The organism is Bradyrhizobium sp. B025 (assembly GCF_042257955.1).
GTDB classification, from domain to species: Bacteria; Pseudomonadota; Alphaproteobacteria; order Rhizobiales; family Xanthobacteraceae; genus Bradyrhizobium; species Bradyrhizobium diazoefficiens.
In genome coordinates this window covers 5,367,113-5,385,986 of record NZ_CP170150.1, presented here as the reverse complement: position 1 = coordinate 5,385,986, position 18,874 = coordinate 5,367,113, and the positions used below count along the sequence as shown (strand labels likewise).

Annotated in this window: 17 protein-coding genes and 2 tRNA genes; 11 read left to right on the top strand and 8 right to left on the bottom strand. The window is 64.7% G+C overall.

Going from position 1 to position 18,874, the window contains the following annotated elements:
* The first annotated feature begins 416 nt into the window (after nucleotides 1-416).
* Nucleotides 417-1,505 (top strand): tlde1 domain-containing protein, encoded by a 1,089-nt coding sequence (locus ACE10W_RS25225; RefSeq protein ID WP_375762034.1) that lies wholly within the window; start codon nucleotides 417-419, stop codon nucleotides 1,503-1,505.
* A gap of 73 nt (nucleotides 1,506-1,578) precedes the next feature.
* On the opposite strand, the gene ACE10W_RS25220 is transcribed toward ACE10W_RS25225, so the two are convergent.
* The 4 genes from ACE10W_RS25220 to ACE10W_RS25205 form a co-directional block, all read right to left on the bottom strand.
* A complete protein-coding gene (locus ACE10W_RS25220) occupies nucleotides 1,579-2,403 on the bottom strand; it encodes an SDR family NAD(P)-dependent oxidoreductase (protein WP_375762033.1) in 825 nt (274 codons plus the stop codon).
* Nucleotides 2,404-2,485: 82 nt separating this feature from the next.
* The gene (locus ACE10W_RS25215) at nucleotides 2,486-3,835 is read right to left on the bottom strand and encodes a caspase family protein (RefSeq protein WP_028175441.1); all 1,350 of its coding nucleotides are present in this window, start codon (nucleotides 3,833-3,835) and stop codon (nucleotides 2,486-2,488) included.
* Between the two features lie 110 nt (nucleotides 3,836-3,945).
* Entirely contained in the window at nucleotides 3,946-4,584 is a 639-nt protein-coding gene (locus ACE10W_RS25210) for a glutathione binding-like protein (RefSeq protein ID WP_375762032.1), read from the bottom strand.
* A 12-nt stretch (nucleotides 4,585-4,596) separates the two neighbouring features.
* Nucleotides 4,597-5,190, bottom strand: coding sequence for a cysteine hydrolase family protein (locus ACE10W_RS25205; RefSeq protein WP_028175439.1), 594 nt, complete (start codon nucleotides 5,188-5,190; stop codon nucleotides 4,597-4,599).
* Nucleotides 5,191-5,318: 128 nt separating this feature from the next.
* Here ACE10W_RS25205 and ACE10W_RS25200 point away from each other — a divergent pair, with 128 nt between their 5' ends.
* The 6 genes from ACE10W_RS25200 (at nucleotide 5,319) to ACE10W_RS25175 (ending at nucleotide 9,233) form a co-directional block, all read left to right on the top strand.
* Nucleotides 5,319-6,152: a LysR family transcriptional regulator gene (locus tag ACE10W_RS25200; protein ID WP_375762031.1), complete on the top strand. Its 834-nt coding sequence runs from the start codon at nucleotides 5,319-5,321 to the stop codon at nucleotides 6,150-6,152.
* Nucleotides 6,153-6,345: 193 nt separating this feature from the next.
* Nucleotides 6,346-6,415, top strand: a tRNA-Phe gene (locus ACE10W_RS25195).
* Between the two features lie 4 nt (nucleotides 6,416-6,419).
* Nucleotides 6,420-6,485, top strand: a tRNA-Asn gene (locus ACE10W_RS25190).
* 335 nt (nucleotides 6,486-6,820) lie between these two features.
* The gene (locus tag ACE10W_RS25185; protein ID WP_161534400.1) at nucleotides 6,821-7,972 is read left to right on the top strand and encodes a slipin family protein; all 1,152 of its coding nucleotides are present in this window, start codon (nucleotides 6,821-6,823) and stop codon (nucleotides 7,970-7,972) included.
* Between the two features lie 163 nt (nucleotides 7,973-8,135).
* Complete coding sequence (lepB, locus tag ACE10W_RS25180) at nucleotides 8,136-8,882, top strand: signal peptidase I (protein ID WP_110116492.1); 747 nt, start codon at nucleotides 8,136-8,138, stop codon at nucleotides 8,880-8,882.
* Nucleotides 8,883-8,945: 63 nt separating this feature from the next.
* Nucleotides 8,946-9,233, top strand: coding sequence for a GIY-YIG nuclease family protein (locus ACE10W_RS25175; protein WP_375762030.1), 288 nt, complete (start codon nucleotides 8,946-8,948; stop codon nucleotides 9,231-9,233).
* Between the two features lie 179 nt (nucleotides 9,234-9,412).
* Here ACE10W_RS25175 and groL read toward each other — a convergent pair whose 3' ends face one another.
* Nucleotides 9,413-11,053 (bottom strand): chaperonin GroEL, encoded by a 1,641-nt coding sequence (gene groL / locus ACE10W_RS25170; RefSeq protein ID WP_011088372.1) that lies wholly within the window; start codon nucleotides 11,051-11,053, stop codon nucleotides 9,413-9,415.
* A 42-nt stretch (nucleotides 11,054-11,095) separates the two neighbouring features.
* Complete coding sequence (locus ACE10W_RS25165; protein WP_011088371.1) at nucleotides 11,096-11,410, bottom strand: co-chaperone GroES; 315 nt, start codon at nucleotides 11,408-11,410, stop codon at nucleotides 11,096-11,098.
* A 377-nt stretch (nucleotides 11,411-11,787) separates the two neighbouring features.
* Between ACE10W_RS25165 and ACE10W_RS25160 the strand changes: the two genes are divergently transcribed.
* A complete protein-coding gene (locus tag ACE10W_RS25160; protein ID WP_011088370.1) occupies nucleotides 11,788-12,075 on the top strand; it encodes an usg protein in 288 nt (95 codons plus the stop codon).
* Nucleotides 12,076-12,083: 8 nt separating this feature from the next.
* Here ACE10W_RS25160 and ACE10W_RS25155 read toward each other — a convergent pair whose 3' ends face one another.
* A complete protein-coding gene (locus ACE10W_RS25155) occupies nucleotides 12,084-14,210 on the bottom strand; it encodes a tetratricopeptide repeat protein (protein WP_375762029.1) in 2,127 nt (708 codons plus the stop codon).
* A gap of 217 nt (nucleotides 14,211-14,427) precedes the next feature.
* Between ACE10W_RS25155 and ACE10W_RS25150 the strand changes: the two genes are divergently transcribed.
* Nucleotides 14,428-14,955 (top strand): cupin domain-containing protein, encoded by a 528-nt coding sequence (locus ACE10W_RS25150; RefSeq protein WP_028175433.1) that lies wholly within the window; start codon nucleotides 14,428-14,430, stop codon nucleotides 14,953-14,955.
* Nucleotides 14,956-15,104: 149 nt separating this feature from the next.
* Here ACE10W_RS25150 and ACE10W_RS25145 read toward each other — a convergent pair whose 3' ends face one another.
* The gene (locus ACE10W_RS25145; RefSeq protein ID WP_028175432.1) at nucleotides 15,105-16,355 is read right to left on the bottom strand and encodes a NupC/NupG family nucleoside CNT transporter; all 1,251 of its coding nucleotides are present in this window, start codon (nucleotides 16,353-16,355) and stop codon (nucleotides 15,105-15,107) included.
* A 161-nt stretch (nucleotides 16,356-16,516) separates the two neighbouring features.
* Between ACE10W_RS25145 and ACE10W_RS25140 the strand changes: the two genes are divergently transcribed.
* Nucleotides 16,517-17,755: an MFS transporter gene (locus tag ACE10W_RS25140; protein WP_375762028.1), complete on the top strand. Its 1,239-nt coding sequence runs from the start codon at nucleotides 16,517-16,519 to the stop codon at nucleotides 17,753-17,755.
* A gap of 310 nt (nucleotides 17,756-18,065) precedes the next feature.
* The gene (locus tag ACE10W_RS25135; RefSeq protein WP_375762027.1) at nucleotides 18,066-18,872 is read left to right on the top strand and encodes a hypothetical protein; all 807 of its coding nucleotides are present in this window, start codon (nucleotides 18,066-18,068) and stop codon (nucleotides 18,870-18,872) included.
* Nucleotides 18,873-18,874: the final 2 nt, after the last annotated feature.

The following is an 18,874-nucleotide window of genomic DNA, read 5'->3' as shown; positions in this document are numbered from 1 at the left end:
CTTCACCGCTATGGTCAGGCCGCATTGAAGACCACGAAAATGACTTGGTTGGATGCGCCTAGAGAGGCCGTCAAAGACGTCCGCTGACCGCACCGATCCAGCCGAGAATTATAGTTAACAGAAGCGTCTAAGTCCGTAGTTCTGCGGGCTTTTTTCTCGAAATGGGACGGCATTGACGAGTTGCCCCATATCTGCCCGAACTTAATCCGCATTTAACTAAAAGTCGCCTTAATGACGCTCCGACCCTCTGCGAGATGCTGTTCCCGGAACCTGACCAGCAGCGGCACTTCGAAGGGGGACTGAGTGACACCGTCCTGGACGCAAGGCGAATGAGTACGAGTATCGCTGCGCAGAGTAACGCGGCACGGAAGTCCAAAAATCCTGGCAAGAATCCACATCGGAAGCCTTCCCGGAAAATGACCACCAAAAACGTGCTTGGCGCCGCTTTGATCGGCTGCGTCGTGCTTGGCGCCGGCTGGACCGTCTACAGCAACATCTTCGCCGCCAGCGTCTATCCGACCGTCGGCAGTAACGGTTACGACGAGCCCGTGATCAAGCGCGCGCCCAAGGTCGCGCTGCGCGAGGCGGGCGATGCCATCAAGGAAGCTTTTGCGCTCCTGCCCGACCGCTTGCAGGTCGCCGCGCCGATCTCGCGCGAGATGTTCAACGAGCGCTTTGCCGCGGCCGCGACGCAAGGAGTGGAATCCAATGCGGCGAGTGCCGTAGCTCAGGCTCCCACGACGAAGGTCGCCGACACCGCGAAGCCGGGCGTGATCGCGAAGGTCGCCGAAGCGCTGAAGCCGTCCGCGCCGGCCAAGGTCACTGAAAAGATCGCCGATGCCGCGAAGGCCAAGCGCGCTCCGGATGCTCAGATGCAACTGGCTTCGGCCGATCCGGCCGAGATCGTGCCGGCGCCAGAGGCGAAGCCAAAATCCTTCGCCGACCGCGCCAAGGCCGCGGTGATGTCGATCACCGGGCCGCGCCAGTCGATGGTCGAGAAGCTCTGGGGCAAGCGCGAGTCCTCCGGCGGACTGCTCGCCTATGCCTCGGCCGATGCCAGCGTGACCGCGTCCATCGCGCCGAGGGAGCAGAACCCCATGCTCGGCGGTTCGGCGCCCTATGAGCGCGACACCGCGGTCTACGACATCACCGCCAAGACGGTTTATCTGCCCGACGGCACCAAGCTCGAGGCGCATTCCGGCCTCGGCTCCAATCTCGATGATCCCCGTTCCTCGCGCGTCCGCATGCGCGGCGTGACCCCGCCGCACATCTACACGCTGAAGCCGCGCGAGGCGCTGTTCCACGGCGTGCCGGCGCTGCGCCTGACCCCGATCGGCGGCGAGAGCGCGATCTACGGACGCGACGGCCTGCTCGCGCACACCTTCATGCTCGGGCCGAACGGCGACTCCAACGGCTGCGTGTCGTTCAAGGACTACTACGCGTTCCTCGACGCCTACCGCAACAAGGGCATCCGCAAGCTCGCGGTGCTGGCGCGGGTCGATTGATCCCGGTTCATTCCCGATGAGAAAAGGGCCGCTTGCAGCGGCCCTTTTCTTTGTCCTGCGTTGTGGACGCGCTTCAGCCCGGCCAGCACTGTCCGCCGCCGTCGATCCTGAGGACCTGGCCGGAGACGAACGCGCCCATGGGACCGGCGAAGAATTCGACGACGCGCGCGACCTCGTCGACGGTCGCGATGCGGTCGAGCGTGCCGGTCTCGACCATCCGGTCAGGGTCCACCGCGCGCGTGCCGAGGAAGCGGCCGGTGCGGGTATCGCCCGGTGCGATGCAGTTGACGGCGATGTCGTAGGGGCGGAGCTGGTCGGCCAGGCATCGCGTGTAGTGGGTCACGCCGGCCTTCGACACCGCATAGATCGCACCGTTGGTGCGCCCCTTGAAGGCGGCGACCGAGCCAAGCGTGACGATGCGGCCGCGGCGCCGCTCCATCATGCCGCGCGCGACCGCCTGGCCGGTCAGGATGGTCGAGAGCAGATTGCGCTCCAGCACCGCGCGCACATCGGCCTCCTTGATATTCACCGCGTCGTTCGGATCCGGCTTGCCGCCGGCGGCTGCGATGTCGCCGCCGGCGTTGTGCACCAGAATGTCGATCGGTCTGAGCGTGTCTTCTGTCTCGGCTATCACACGCGCGATGTCCTCACCCTTGGTGAGATCGCCGAGCACGCGCTGGGTGCGGACACCGAATTGCCGGCCGATCTCCGCGGCGACCGCGGTGAGGGTGGTACCCTCGCCATATTCCGCCGGCCCGTTCTCGCGCATGCCGTGGATGGCGACGTCGGCGCCGAGCGCGGCAAGCTTCTCCGCAAAGGCGCGACCGAGCCCGCGCCCCGCGCCGGTCACCAGCGCAGTCTTTCCTGCCAAAACCTTCGCCCTGTCATGCGACGTCATGATCTTCTTCCTGTCGTGAGGTGTCAGTCCGCTGCGGGATCGAGGCCGATCGCCTTCGCCTGCACTGCGCGATATCGCACGATCAGCGTTTGACGAAAACCAGGTTGCAGGCACGCGCCTCGTTGCGCTTGCCGCTGCCGCGGGTGCGTTCGAACTGCGCATCGACCGTAAAGGCGTAGGGCGAGCCGGGCGGCAGGTTATTGAGGGTGTAAGTGCTTGCCCCTGTCGTGCCGCGCGCGCTCAAGGTCGTCTTGCCGTCCGGCGGGATCTGGCCATCGATCTCCAGCCGGTTGACGCCGTTCAGGCTCTGCGCCTCGGCGTGGAACACGCCGTTCGCAACGGTGGCGGACAGGGGCCTGGTGAAGCCCTGCGCCTTGCCGGTCGCCTGGCAGTTCAACGTCACGTCCCAGTTGCCGTCGAAGTCCTTGCTGCCGCCGGTTCGGGCGTTGCCGGCCGCCGGCGCAAGCGCCGTCTTCTGTTTCAGGCCTTCAATTCGCGCCTTGGCGAGGGTTGCGAAGATGCAATTCGGGAATCGGGCGAGATGGTCTTCGTAGGCACCCAGCGTACCGATGCCATCCGCAGCCTTCCAATGGGCCTCCGCGGCTGCGCAGGGATCAGGCCGCGGCGCGGCTTGCGGGGCCGCTGGCGCGACCGTGACCGCCACCGGCCCGTTCAGGTAGAACTTGCCGATGATCGAGAGCGACAGCTCCGGCAGCTGGGTCTTGCCGCTGGCGTCATAGACGTCGCTGCTGATGTCGCGAAAGACGTCGCCGATCTCCTGCGGCTCCTCGATGTGCTTCAGGAACGCCGTCGTGTAGGGGCTGTTGCGACCGGTGCCATCGGCGGCGACCTGCCCCGATTGCGTCGAGAACGACACGATCGTCCCGCGCGGCGCTTCGACCTTCGACAATCCGCGTCCGAGCGAGGCGGCGCGAGTCGCGGAGCGCTTGAGGTTTTCCGCCAGCGGATTGTCGCGGCAGGAATCGAGCACCAGGATACGCAGGTTCTTGGCCTGTTGCAGGTCGTTCACGATGTCGTCGACCCGCACGAAGCGCTTCAGGTCGGCTTCGTCGGTCAGCACGGCATCGACCGGCATCAGATAGTTCACGCCGTTGTACTGCATCGCATGGCCGCTGTAGTAGAACATGGCGACGTCGGCCCGGCTCGCCGCGCGCGCGAAGCGGATGGTCAGGTCCTGCATGTCGGCCTGGCGCAGGTCGATACCCTCCAGCACCTCGAAACCGCTGCGCCTGAGCGAGCTTGCTACGTCTTCGGCATCGTGCGGCGGGTTGGGAAGCTGCGCCGTCGAGGCATAGGCGCCGTTGCCGATCACCAGCGCCACCCTAGTCTCCGCCGATGCGGGACCCAGGCACAGCCAGCAGGCGAGGAGGGCCAGGAAAAATCGAGGCAAAATTCCAGAAGGAGCACGCATGAATGCCTTCCAGGGAAATATTGAAAAATATTCCTCCAGATTAGCGCATGCCGCGCCGGCATCAATGGCCTCGCTGTGGAACCGTCAATTTTGCCGGCCGTGACATCCTGTCACGCCGGGTTCGCCGCCACGGTCTTGCGCAGCGCCATCTCGGTTGCGATCGCCTCCCTCACGGCGGGCCGCGCCTGCATGCGTTCGAGATAGGCCGCCAGGGATGGCCATTGCGCGACGTCGACCCCTGCGGGACGCAGCAGCAGCAAGGCCCAGGTGAGGTGGGCATCCGCGACGGTGAAGCTGTGGCCGACGAGGAATTCGCGGCCCGCAAGGTGCGCGGCAGGTACCGACAATGTCTGCGCGATGCGTGCACGCGGCTTGGCGAGCGAGCCGTCGTCCTTGTACCAGAAGGTCGGAAACAGGAACGCCTTGTGGATCTCGGCGCCGATGAAGCTCAGCCATTCCTGGAGGCGATAGCGATCGGGATCGGCGAACCGCGGCGCGAGCCCCGTCTCCGGCTTCAGATCGGCGATGTATTGCAGCACCGCCGCGCTCTCGGTCAGCCGTTCGCCGTTCTCCAGAACCAGGACCGGCACCGCGCCCTTCGGCGAGGCGCCGTGGAAGTCGCTGTCGTCGTCCACGACCTTCTTCGTCAAGAGATGCACCTGATGATAGCGCGCATCGAGGCCGGCTTCCATCAGCGCGATGCGGCTCGCGAGCGAGCAGGCCATCGGCGAGAAATAGAGTTGCAGCATCGCGTTGCTCCGTTATTTCAGCGCGTCGCCGCGCGCGATGATCGCGAAACGGTCGGATAGCTCGGCGAGTGCAACCTCGTGGATGGTCCGGGCGTCCAGCGTGCCGCCGCGGCCGTCGGGCAGGTCGCGCGTGGCGCAGGCGTCGGCGTCGATGGTCGTACGAAAGCCGAGGTCGAGCGCGGCGCGCGCCGTGGAGCTGACGCACATATGCGTCATGAAGCCGGCCAGTACGATGTTCTTCCTGTCGGTTGCGGCAAGGCGCGCCTGCAAATCCGTGCCGGCAAACGCATTCGGCAACTCCTTCTCGATCACCAGCTCGCCGGCACGGGGGCTTAGCTCGGCGACGATGGCGCCGCGCTCGGTGCCGCGATCGAACAGGCTGCCGGCCTTGCCGCGATGGGCAATATGGATGATCGCGGCTCCGCTCTCGCGTGCCCGCGCCAGGAGCGCAGCCGCCCGCGCGATCGCAGCGCGGGCGTCGGGCAACGCGAGAGGGCCTGCGAGATATTCGTTCTGGATATCGATCAGCACCAGCGCGGCGTCGCCAAGACGCGGCGGGTTGAGATCGGCACCGGCGAGCTGCAGCAGGGTCTTTGCGGTCGTCATGGTCTTGGAAATCTCCGGGGCAAAAGGCGCTGCGAACATAGCCCCGGGAGTGCCTGCCGATATGCAGGGATATTGCAGCGGGTGGCTGCAATATTGCAGGCTGCGCCCGGCCGGTATAACCTCAAACAATGAACTGGGACGATCTGCGCATCATCGCTGCCGTCAGGGACGAAGGCACCTACGCGGGCGCCAGCGCGCGGCTGCGCATCGACGAGACGACGGTCGGGCGCAGGCTGTCGCGCATCGAGCGTGCGCTCGGTTTGCGCCTGTTCGAGGCCGCCGACGGCGTCCGCAGGCCGACGCGGAGTTGCGAGGCGGTGCTGGCGCATGTCGAGGCGATGGCCGCACATGCCGCCGAGATCGGTCGCGTCGGCGAGAGCCTGGCAGGTCCGGTGGGACGCCTGCGCATCGCCTCCACCAACACGGTCGCCGAGGAGGTGCTGTCGCCGCGCGCGAGCGACTTCCTGCGCGCCAATCCCGGCCTGACGCTGCAATTCCTTACCTCGAGCGAGAACGTCAAGTTCTCGCGCTGGGAGGCCGATCTCGCCATCCGGCTGCGCAAACCCGACAAGGGTGACTTCGCGATCTCCAGGCTCCGCGACGTCAAGCTCTATTATTTCGAGCCTGTTACGACCGAGGGCGAGCCGATGCTGTGCGCCTATCCGGACGAGCTCGGTGCCATTCCCGAGATGCAATTCCTGCGAATGAAGCAAGCCCGCGCGCGCTGCGTCACCGACAACGTTCGCGTCATCCGTAACCTGATCCGCGCGCATCAGGCCGCTGGCGTGTTGCCGGAGCATGTTTGCACGGACCTGCTCGGCGATCGCCGCCTGCGCGCCACGCTGCTGCCGAAGCGGCGCGACGTCTGGCTGCTCGTGCAAAACCACCTCAAGCGCGACGCCGCAACGCGCGTGACGATCGACTGGGTGAGAGCGTGTTTCCAGGAGATGTCGCGCAGTTGACGTCACGTCGCGGTGTGACGATCGCGTCACAACGCAAGACGCGCGACGAAAAATCTCAGCTTTCCCCCTTGCAACCCGAACCTGCCTCGTCTATTAGCCCGCTCCTTCGCTAGGCCATGGGTTCGGGCTCTCTGAGATCCCGACTGGCGCGGGCCGGTTTCCGGTTTCGTGTTCCGCCGAATGAAGGAGAAACGCAGGACGTAGCTCATGGAGAGCGTCGGGCTGAACGCCCGAAGGCATCGGTTCGATTCCGGTCTCTTGCACAAAGGATAGCTCAGTTGGTTAGAGCAGATGACTGTTGATCATCTTGTCGCGGGTTCGATTCCCGCTCCATCGCTCCGGGTCAGCCTGAAAAACTGACACCTCTGACGAGGACCGGACGCGCGCTTCAGTCGCAGTCCGGCCGTTTTGCCGAAAGGCTTTCCGTCCGAACCTAGACACTGTGAGACCGGCTTTGCGCCGCGGGTCGATACCGCTTGCGCCGATGCCGGGTGGCTCCGCATGACCGCTCGACACGCGTCGAGCGATCGCGCGCGTGCGCCCGTCGTCACGCAAGCTCAAGCCCAGGCCCGCCGATTTCCCGGGAAGCGTCGTCCGCGTCCTCACGTCCTTTGCAAACGAAGCCTGTTGTCCGGCATCCGGCCGGGCGCAAATGAAGGAGGCGTGCCATGACTTGGCACTTGCTGATGCTGAACGTGACGGTGAAGGATGGCGAGCGTGCGTTGCTGACGCGCAACGGGCAGCTCGTGCGCGTGCTCGCGCCCGGCAAGCACCGGCTGTTCGATCCCCTGCACGAGCTGAAGGCCGAGGTGCTCGACGTGGTTCGCAGCGAATTCTCTGCGGATCGCTACGCGGTGCTGAAGGCCGCGCGGCCTGATCTCGCCGCCGAGCTGTTCGAGGCGGTCGAGACCAAGGCGGACGAGATCGCCATCGTCAGCCTCGACGGCCGGCCCGTGCATCTGATGACGCCCTGGCAGGTGCGCGTCTACTGGAAGGTCGCGACCCGCATCGATGTCGAGCGCATCGATGTGTCCGCCGATCCCAAGGTCGGCGCGCGGCACCTGACCATGATCGAGCGCAACCGCTCGACCGTCGTGATGGAAGCGGTGGTCGAGAACCACGAGGCGGGCCTGCTCTACGTCGAGGGCCGGCTCGTGGAGCGGCTTGCGCCCGGCCGGCACGCCTTCTGGACCGTCGGCCGCAAGATCGAGGTGAAGCGCCTCGACCTGCGGCCCCAGGCGGTCGAGATCACCGCGCAGGAGATGCTGACCAAGGATCGCATCGCGCTGCGGGTGACGCTGACGGCGTTCCGCCGGATCGTCGATCCCGAGCGCACGGTTGCGACCGTGCCCGACGTGGATGCGTGGCTGTACCGCCTGGTGCAGTTCGCGATCCGCGAGGCGGTCGCCGGCCGGACGCTGGACGAGGTGCTGTCTGCGAAGGCGGCGCTGGATGCGGAGCTGCGCGACTATGTGCGTGCACGCATCGCGGAGTCTGGCGTCGAGGTGACCGAGCTCGGCGTCAAGGACGTGATCCTGCCCGGCGAGATCCGGGAGCTGGTGAACAAGGTGGTGGAGGCGGAGCGGGTCGCGAAGGCGAACCTGATCCGCCGGCAGGAGGAGACCGCGGCAACGCGTTCGCTCCTGAACACCGCCCGCCTGATGGAGGAGAACCCCCTGCTGCTGCGGCTCAAGGAGCTGGAGTCGCTGGAGCGGCTGGTCGAGAAGGTCGGCCGCATCGACCTCCATGCCGGCAACGGCGAGGGCCTCGATGCCCTCCTGACCCGGCTCGTGCGCCTGAAGGCGCCCGAGAGCGCGTGAAGCAGAGGGGCCGCCCATGGGCGGCCCTTCATATCTGCGTTGTCCTCGCTTGCGGTGAACGCGCAAGCGGGCCCGTGCGACCAAAATCCTGCGAGGGGATTGCGCGCCCGCAAGGGTTGCGTAATCTCACGATGACGATCACGGTCTTGATCAGGGCAAGCCCATGACCACTCTTGAGCAAACGATCCGCCCCTCGGCGCAATCGCGGGAATGGAAGGCGATCGTCATCCTGATCCTGCTGGTCCCGGTGCTGTGGTCGCCGCCGTTCCTGTTTCGCTTCTTCCTGTACCAGCCGTTCAACATCCCCTCGAATTCGATGGCGCCGACGCTGATGGTCGGCGACTACGTCTTCGCCGCAAAATCGGCCTACGGCTACGACCGCTATTCGTTTCCCTATGCGCCATCCTGGATCTCGGGCCGTTTCTTTGCCGCCGATCCCGACTACGGCGACGTCGTCGTGTTTCGCACGGCGAAGGACGCCTCGGTGGACTACGTCAAGCGTGTGGTGGCGCTGCCGGGCGACCGGGTCCAGATGCGCGGTGGGCAACTCGTCCTCAACGACAGGCCGGTGACCCGCGTCGCGCTGGCGAGCGTGGCGGGCGGGGCCGTCTGCGGGACCGACGACGGCACGAAGATCAAGCGCTGGCGCGAGACGCTGCCGAACGGCGCGAGCTATCTGACCTACGATTGCGTCGACAATGGCTACCTCGACAACACCAGCGTCTACACGGTGCCGCCGGGCCATTTCTTCGCGCTCGGCGATAACAGAGACAACTCCACCGACAGCCGCATGATGTCGGCGATGGGCTTCGTCCCGATGGACCATCTCGTCGGCAAGGTGACGCGGATCTTCTGGTCGCTCGACGCCGACGGCCGCTTGCGAGGCGAGCGGATGGGGAAGGTGTGGTAGCTTTGGTCATTCCGGGGCGGCGCAAAGCGCCGAGCCCGGAATCCATAACCCCAGGCGGATGGAATGGCCTACTACGTCTACATCCTCGCGAGCAGGAAGCACGGCACGCTCTACATTGGCGTGACCAATGATCTCGTGCGCCGTGTCTACGAGCACAGGAGCAAAGCCGTCCCCGGCTTCACGACGAAGTATGGCGTCGACAAGCTCGTTTTGTTCGAGGTCTACGACGACCCCGCGAGCGCCATCGCACGCGAGAAGGAGCTCAAGAAGCGGCGTCGGGATTGGAAGACGCGCTTGATCGAGGAGCAGAACCCGAGTTGGGATGATCTCTATCCCGGGATAGCCTACTAAGGTTCGTGGTTATGGATTCCGGGCTCGCGCTTCGCGCGCCCCGGAATGACGGGGTGGGGAGAGTTGCGCCACAAACAAAAACCCCGGCATCGCTGCCGGGGCTTCGCATTTGTAGAGCGATATCCCGGATCTGCGGTGCATCGCTTCGCGCTGCACCGCGTCCGGGACGACTTCGTCGCTTAGAAGTCCATGCCGCCCATGCCGCCGCCCGGGGGCATTGCGGGGCCGGCGCCGCCCTTCTTGGGCAGCTCGGCGACCATGGCTTCCGTGGTGATCAGCAGAGCCGCAACCGAGGCTGCGTTCTGGATCGCGGTGCGGACCACCTTGGTCGGGTCGATGATGCCCTTGGTGACCAGGTTGACGTACTCGCCGGTCTGGGAGTCGAAGCCGTAGGCGTACGTCTTGTTCTCCAGGATCTTGCCGACGATCACCGAGCCGTCTTCACCGGCGTTGATCGCGATCTGGCGAGCGGGAGCCGACAGCGCCTTGCGCACGATCTCGACGCCGGTCTTCTGGTCGTCGTTCTTGGTGCGCAAGCCCTTGAGCTGCTCGGAAGCACGGAGCAGAGCGACGCCGCCGCCCGGGACGATGCCTTCTTCCACAGCCGCGCGGGTCGCGTGCATCGCGTCATCAACGCGATCCTTGCGCTCCTTCACCTCGACCTCGGTCGCGCCGCCGACGCGGATCACCGCGACGCCGCCAGCGAGCTTGGCGAGACGCTCCTGGAGCTTCTCACGGTCGTAATCCGAGGTGGTTTCCTCGATCTGCGCCTTGATCTGGGACACGCGCGCCTCGATGTCGGCCTTCTTGCCGGCGCCGTTGACGATCGTGGTGTTCTCCTTGTCGATCATCACCTTCTTGGCGCGACCGAGCATATTGAGCGTGACGTTCTCGAGCTTGATGCCGAGGTCTTCCGAGATCGCCTGGCCGCCGGTTAGGATCGCGATGTCCTGCAGCATGGCCTTGCGGCGATCGCCGAAGCCCGGAGCCTTGACGGCCGCGACCTTCAGGCCGCCGCGGAGACGGTTCACGACCAGGGTCGCGAGGGCTTCACCCTCGACGTCCTCGGCGACGATGACCAGCGGCTTGCCGGTCTGCACCACGGCCTCGAGCAGCGGCAGCAGCTCGTTCAGCGAGGAGAGCTTCTTCTCGTTGATGAGGATGTAGGCGTCGTCCATCTCAACGCGCATCTTGTCGGCGTTGGTGACGAAGTAGGGCGAGATGTAGCCGCGGTCGAACTGCATACCCTCGACGACGTCGAGCTCGGTCTCGAGCGACTTGGCTTCCTCGACGGTGATGACACCCTCGTTGCCGACCTTCTTCATGGCGTCGGCCAGGAACTTGCCGATCTCCGCGTCGCCGTTGGCCGAGATGGTGCCGACCTGGGCGATCTCGTCGTTCGAGGTGACCTTCTTGGAGTTTTTGACGAGGTCCGCAACGACGGCTTCGACCGCGAGGTCGATACCGCGCTTGAGGTCCATCGGGTTCATGCCGGCGGCAACCGACTTGGCGCCTTCGCGCACGATCGCCTGGGCGAGCACGGTCGCGGTGGTGGTGCCGTCGCCGGCCGCATCAGCGGACTTGGAGGCGACTTCGCGCACCATCTGCGCGCCCATGTTCTCGAACTTGTCCTCGAGCTCGATCTCCTTGGCGACGGTAACGCCGTCCTTGGTGATGCGGGGAGCGCCGAACGACTTGTCGAGCACGACGTTGCGGCCCTTCGGACCGAGCGTGACCTTCACCGCGTTGGCGAGAATGTCGACGCCGCGCAGCATCTTGTCGCGCGCATCAACCGAGAATTTGACTTCTTTAGCTGCCATCTGGATTTTTCCTTGAGGTTGGCTGGGGGCGAGAGGGGGCTCTTAGGCCGCCTTCTTCTTGGAAGCGGGGACGTCGAGGACGCCCATGATGTCGCTTTCCTTCATGATCAAGAGATCGACGCTGTCGATCTTGACCTCGGTGCCGGACCACTTGCCGAACAGCACGCGGTCGCCGACCTTCAGGTCGATCGGGATCAGCTTGCCGGCTTCGTCGCGGCCACCGGGGCCGACGGCGACGACTTCGCCCTGGGAGGGCTTTTCCTTGGCAGTGTCGGGAATGATGATGCCGCCAGCGGTCTTCTCTTCTGCGTCGATGCGCTTGACCACGACGCGGTCGTGAAGCGGACGGAATTTCATGCAGTCCTCCTAAGCAATTGCTCGGGTTGATGATTTCAGATTGTTAGCAGTCTGTGCCCGCGAGTGCTAGCACGGGTGAGGCTGAAATAGGACAGGAATTTTGCGGGGGCAAGGGCTTCTAGCAGAAAAATAAGCACTCGGAAGGCCCGGCTGCCAGAATCTCTTTCCCATCGTTAACCGTCCGCCGGACCGTATTAGCACGGAGCCGTCTCTGCTGCTAACGCATTGAATTTCAACAGCTTGTTAAACTTTTGGGCTTGAGATGGATTATCAGTTTGCGTCACATTTCTCTCATGTGAGCGCATCTCCACCGGGTGGCTCGTAAGCAGCGTGCCGGATCAAGCCACCCTGAATGCGCTCCTGCAAAGGAGGTTGGCATGGTCTCGCGGGTTGGGGTTGTTTCCGACGACTTCCGGAAACAGGTGCTGGGTTACGGGCTGACGACGGCTGAAATTCTCTATCGGATGCCGGATCATCCTTCGCTGCTTCAGACCTATGTCTGGCAGAACTACGATCTCTTCCCGAAATTCCCGGCGCTGACCGATTTCCTGGCGTTCTGGCAGCAAAAGCTCGACGGTCCCCTCTATTCGGTCACCGTCGCGCATTCCAAGCTGATCAAGCCGGCCGAGCTACGTGCGGTGGACGGCGTGTTCAGGCTGCATTGACGCAGCGATCAGGCGTCGCTGCTGCAATAGCGCTTCCACATCGCGCGATAGGCCTCGTCCGCCGCTTGCGCGTAGGCGACCGGGTTGCAGGCGGGCGCAGCCCTGACCTGTCCGGGCAACTCGCGGCGCAATTTGTCGAGGTCGTCGATCTCAGTCGCGCGGCTCACCGCGATGTCGACATATGCCTCCTCGCTGTCCGTAACCCAGTCCGGCAGGCCAAGCGCGGTGAGGATGGAGCCGGCGGCACGGCTGGGCAGACTGTTCCCGAGCTTCGCCACCACGGGCACGCCCATCTGCAAGGCTTCCAACGTGCTGACGCCGCCATTCTGCGGGAACGGGTCGAGGGCAATATCGACGCGATTGAACGATGCCAGATGATCGACTCGCAAGGTGGTTCCGAGCAGATCGACGCGTTCGGCCGGCACTCCGCAAGTTGCAAGCCTTGCCAGCAGATTGTCGCGGACCAGTTGATCGTCCAGCGCAACATCCTTGATCAGCAGTCGTGACCCCGGCACCCGCTCGAGAATCCGGGACCAGGCCTGCGCGGCCTGGTCCGAAATCTTGCTGATGCGGTTGAAGACACCGAATGTGACGAAGCCGTTCGAGATCGCCGGCGTTGACGCCCGCGCAAGCTCGATCGGCAGCGGCTCCAGCGTCACAAAGCACGGCAGGTCGACAACGGTTTCCGCAAACAGATGCCGGACCGCGGCAGGAATCGCGACCGGGTCGGAGAACAGATAATCGATCGTCGGCAGCCCGGTGCCGGTGCCGTGACCCCAGCCATGGGCCTGGATCGGCGCCGGCTTGCGCGCAAACACGCCGAGGCGGTTTCCTTTGGTGTGGCCGGATAGATCGATCAGGATATCGACGCCATCGGCGCGGATCTCGGCGGCGAGGCGATCGTCGCTCCATTGCGAGGCGTCGCGCCAGCGATCGGCGATCTTTCGAAATTCGTCGGTCGCCGCATCCACTTTCGACGAACAAGAGTAGCATACGATCTCGAATTGTGCCCGGTCACGGTATTGCAGGACCGGCTTGAATATGAACGCGGCCGAATGCGCGTTGAAATCCGACGAGACATAGCCGAGCACCAGGGGGCGATCCGGATCGCGGCTGTTGTCGTGCGGTCTCGCCGCTTCTGAGGCGAACTTCGCGCCGATCCGCTCCCACCAGACTTGCCGCGCTCGCTGATGCTGCTCGACGCTGGCATCCGCCGCGAAATCGAGCGTGAATATCTTGTTGGAGATCGCGCTCGGGAAGTCAGGCTCGATTTCAAGGGCTCTGTCGTAACTGGCCAGGGCTTCGTCGACCCGCCCAAGTGCGGCAAGACAAATGCCCCGTACCAGGTGAGCTTGAACAGCATCGGGATCGACAGCGATCGCTTTCTCGCTATCGTGCAGCGCTTCGGCCATGTGCTGGACCTGGAGCCAGACACTGGCGCGCCCGAGCCACCCGTTCATATCGTTGGGCTCCACGGCGATTGCCCGATTGCAATCCGCCATGGCTTCGTCAATCCGCAGAAGCTCCTGCAAAGCGAGGGCGCGGTTCGCCAGCGCCGAGGCATAGGCGGGCTTGATCGCTAGCGCACGGTTCAAGCTGGCGATGGCCTCGTCATAATTGCGCAGACGGCAGAGCACCCAACCCCGGCCGTTGTGGGCTTCGGCAAGGTTTCCGTCGATTGCGAGCGCCTTGTCGAAGCACGCGAGCGCTTCCTGAAGATCGAGGGTCACGCTCGCGTTACCGAGATTGGACAGGGCTACGGCGAAGTTGGGGCGCAAGGCGAGGGCCCTTCGATAGCTCTCACAGGCCTCACCGTGACGTCGTAGCCCGTTCAGCGCGACGCCTCGGCTCATGTGAGCATCGGCAGATCTCGGATCCACGGCAACCGCCCGGCTCAGCAGAATTTCGGCCTGCTGATAGTTTTTGGTATCTGACTCCAAGCTGCCGAGCATATGCAGCGCGATGAATTGGTCGGGCGCCAGCTGCAGGACCTGGCGGTAGGCAGCCTGGGCCTGGGCGAGAAGCCCTTGCTTGTGCAACTGGAGGGCCTGCCCGAGCAACGGCAGCACATCGGCTTTCTGCCGCTTCTGAAGCCGGGCATTTTGAAATGCACGCTGACCTACGCTGTTGCTCATGAATCAATCCCCCAGAATCTCCCGGCGAGATTAAATCGGCGAGGGAACGAATACGAGACGACGGCCGTTCGCGACGACAGCTTCGGACAAGCTACGAACGATCCCATTATCGCGCTGCTGATCCAAGCCCTGCAATTGCTGCCTCGTCCAGGACTGGCTAATCTGCCGTCCGGTTGCACCCATCCGGCGGGCGCGGCTCAGATCAGGGAGGCAGACAATGGCCAAGCAAAAGGCATCAAGACCCGCAAGCAAGACCGCGGTGAAGAAGCGGAGCGGCACCAAGGCCGCGGCGCGATCCTCGGCACGCAAGGCGGTCAAGGCGAAGGCGCGCACAGCCTCTCCGAAGAAGCCCGTACGTCCGAAGCAGCGCATCGCTATCAGTCATCACCGCGAGGAAGACTTCAAGGCCGATGGCCTGCGCGCCTACGCGAAGTACCGCGACCTCGGTATCGCCGAAGCAAGCCACGGCCTCGCGCAAGCGCACGTGATCCGGCTGCAGGGCCCCTGCAATCCCGCAGAAGTCTCGAAGCTTCACTTCCACGACGTCGAATTCCAGATGGTCTACGTGCTCAAGGGCTGGGTGAAGACCTACATGGAGGGCGAGGGCGAGACGCTGATGAAGGAAGGCAGCGCCTGGACCCAGCCGCCGAGGATCAAGCACATGATCCTGGATTACTCGGACGACGTGGAACTGCTGGAGGTGATTTTGCCGGCGGAGTTCAAGACGGTGGAGCTGAAGGCGTGAGGCGCTCTCTCTTGGGCTCCGGTCTCTCCGCTCGTCATTCCGGGGCGCCGCGTAGCGGCGAACCCGGAATCCATCGGGCGGCAATACGCGCGGTAAAATGGATTCCGGGCTCGCGACTTCGTCGCGCCCCGGAATGACGGTGGAGAGACTTACGCCAACACCCCCACCACCGCTCCCATCAAGCACGTCGTCAGCGTCCCCGACACGATCGACTTCAGCCCGAGCGCGTTGATCTCCTCGCGGCGCTCCGGCGCCATCACCCCCAAGCCGCCGATCATGATGCCGAGGCTGGCGAAGTTGGCGAAGCCGCACATCGCGTAGAGCATGATCAGGCGCGAGCGTGCGTCCAGTGCCTCCGGCGCGAGCTTCGACAGGTCGACATAGGCGATCAGTTCGTTGAGCACGGTTTTCGTGCCCATCAGGCTGCCGGCCGTCACCGCCTGATCCCAGGGCAATCCCATCAGCCAGCACACCGGCGCCATCACAAGCCCCAGCATGCGCTGCAACGAGATCGCCGCGCCGCCGATGTGCGGCAGCAGGCCGAGGATGGCGTTGACGAGGTAGACCAGCGCCACCAGCACCAGCAGCATCGCAATGATATTGATCAGCAGCTCAATCCCCGCGCCGGTGCCCTTCACGATCGCATCCATCGTGCCGGAGACCGCCATCTCGGGATCCTCCAGCGCGCCGCCGGTGCGCTTGTCCGACGTCTCCGGCACCATGATCAGGCTGACAAGGATCGCGGCCGGCGCGCCCAGCACCGAGGCGATGACGAAATGCGCGGCGGCGTCGGGGATGAGCGGAGCAAGGAGCGTCGCATAGAGCACCAGCACCGTGCCGGCGATGCCGGCCATGCCGCCGGTCATCACCAGGAACAATTCGCTGCGTGTCATCTGTGCCAGATACGGCCGCACGAACAGCGGCGCCTCGACCATGCCGAGGAAGATGTTGGCCGCGGTCGACAAGCCCACCGCGCCGCCGACGCCGAGCGTGCGTTCGAGCAGCCAGGCCATGCCGCGCACGATCGGCGGCAGAACCCGCCAATAGAACAGCAGCGTCGTCAGCACGCTCATGACGAGCACGATCGGCAGCGCCTGGAACGCCAGGATGAAGTCGGCGCCCGGTACCTTCAGGTCGAAGGGCAGGGGACCGCCGCCGACATAGCCGAACACGAAGGAGGAGCCGGCGCGCGAGGCCGCCGAGATCGCGCCGACCGCGTCGTTGATGGCGCCGAAGGCATGGGCGACGGCCGGCAGCTTCAGCAGCACGGCCGCGGTGACGAAGGTCATGACAAGGCCGATCGCCGCCTGGCGCAGCGAGACCGCGCGGCGATTCTCTGCCAATGCCCACGCGATCAGCAGCAATGCGAAAATGCCGAGTGCCGATTGCAGCCGCAGCATGATGTCCCCAAACCCTCTGTGATTATGGCCGCGCGTGCGTTGCAAACGCAATGCCGGGACATGCGGGAAACGCCCGGCTGTTGACAAGCCGGCCCGCCTCAGTCACGCGGGGGCATGTCGACGTCAAGGGGGCGAGCGGTCCGAGGGTGACCCAAAAGGCGATGCCAGAGCAGCCAATATCCGAAAATCCGCCGGTCAGCGCCGGCGTGCTCCTCTCCCACCGCGCCTTCCTGTTCTTCCTGCTCTCGCGCAGCCTGTCGCGCTTTTCCAGCCAGATCGCGGCGGTCGCGATCGGCTGGCAGATCTACGACCTCACCGGCTCGGCCTTCGACCTCGGCATGGTCGGCCTCGTGCAGTTCCTGCCCACCGCGCTGCTCGTGTTCGTCGCCGGCCACGCCGCCGACCGCTTCGAGCGCAAGCGCGTGGTCCAGCTCTGCCAGCTCGTGGAGGCCGCGACCGCGCTCTATCTCGCAATCATCACCTATCTCGGCGCAGTCAGCGAAGTGCAGATCTTCATCGCGACCTTCGTGCTCGGCATTGCCGGCGCCTTCGAAAGCCCGACCACCGCGGCGCTGCTGCCGCTGATCGCGCCGCAGGGCTCGCTCCAGCGGGCAACGGCCGTCGCGAGCGGTGCGGGGCAGGTCGCGACCATCACGGGTCCCGCGCTCGGCGGTTTTGCCTACGCGGTCGCGCCGCATCTTGCCTATGCCGTGATGCTGCTGTTCTGGATTCTCGGGATGATCCTGACCGGTTTCATCCGGCCGCGCCCGCAGGCGGTCGCCAAGGAGGGCACGGACGCCGACAACATCTTCGCCGGTGTTCGCTTCATCCGGAGCAATCCGGCGATCCTCGGCACCATCTCGCTCGACCTGTTCGCGGTGCTGTTCGGCGGCGTCACCGCGCTGTTGCCGATCTATGCCCGCGACATCCTCCAGACCGGCCCGGTCGGGCTCGGCGTGTTGCGCGCCGCGCCGGCAGTCGGCGCACTGCTGATGACCATGGTGCTGGCGCGCCACGCCATCTCGCGGCATGTGGGCCTGCGCATGTTCCAGGCCGTGATCGTGTTCGGCATCGCGACCATCGTGTTCGCGCTGTCGTCATGGATGTGGCTGTCGGTGCTGTCGCTCGCGATCCTCGGCGCCGCCGACACGATCAGCGTCGTGATCCGCTTCTCGCTGGTGCAGCTCTCAACGCCCGACGAGATGCGCGGCCGCGTCGGCGCGGTGAATTTCCTCTTCATCAACGCCTCCAACCAGCTCGGCCAGTTCGAGAGCGGAGTGGCGGCCGCGCTGTTCGGCGCCATGCCGGCCGCGGTGCTCGGCGGCGTCTGCACGGTCGCGGTGGCTTTGCTCTGGATGAAGCTGTTTCCCAGCCTGCGGCGGGTGGAGAGCCTGGAGTAGACTCCGCTCTCTCCACGTCATTGCGAGGAGCCCTTGCGACGAAGCAATCCAGAATCTCACCGCGGAGGCAGTCTGGATTGCTTCGCTGCGCTCGCAATGACGATTGTGGAGGCAGCGCGGGGCTTTAGTTCACGTCACCCCCACGGCTGACCGCCTGCTGGCGCCCCTTGACGCCTACTGTGCATGGGGTTGTTTTTCACTTTTTGAGTCAGGCAGGAGCGAGGCCCGTTTCAGCGGCGCCACACGAACGGCGTATTCCGGACGGCATGGTAGTCCGAGGGATCGGTCTCCACGTAGGATAGAGGGGGAGATGGGCAGGCGATCAAGGCTGCTAGTTCTGGCGTGGCTCGTTCTGGCCGGCGGCGCTTTCGCTGCTCATGCAATGACCAGAAGCATCGTCGAAATGACCTGTCCCTACGACGGCGTCAAATTCACCTACAGCGCGCAGAACTCCGGCACGTCCTTTGGCAAGCAGCTCGATTGGATGCCGGTCGGTGCGATTGAAAGCCCCTGGCCGCTCGCGAGTTGCCCGACCAACGGATTTGTCTTCGTCAAGGCGAAGTACGAGGACGACGAGCAGGAGAGGCTTCGGCCTTTGATTCTGTCACCGGAGTTTCAGGGCATCCGGAGTGAGACGCCTTATTACCGCGCATCCTGGATCATGGAGCACACCGGCTCATCTCACGCGGAAGTATCCAGTCTGCTGCTGCAGGCGACGTGGGAGGCGGGACGAACCGAGCTTGGCGAACGGAGCCGGGTGAACAGACCTGGCCTGTCCGCCAAGGATGCTCAGGATCTCGTCCGGCGCCTGATGGCGGAAGGCACGACCGGCGAACGCTACACTCGCTATGCGACTGAACTGCTGGCGCGGCTGGCAGTGGACGTTGCCGACACAACCAGGAGCGCAGAAGCGCGCCTCGACGATCGGCTTCTGACCGGCGAGATGCTGCGGCGTCTCGGCCGGTTCGACGAGGCCGATAGCCACTTCGCTGCCCTGGCCAGCGAACTTGCGCCCGACAGCAAAGAAGCGACCTTGGCCGCATTTCAACGACGGTTGATCGCGGCCAAGGATCGCGGGCTTCATTTGGTGTCAGAAGCCCTGGGCAAGAACCAGTAACG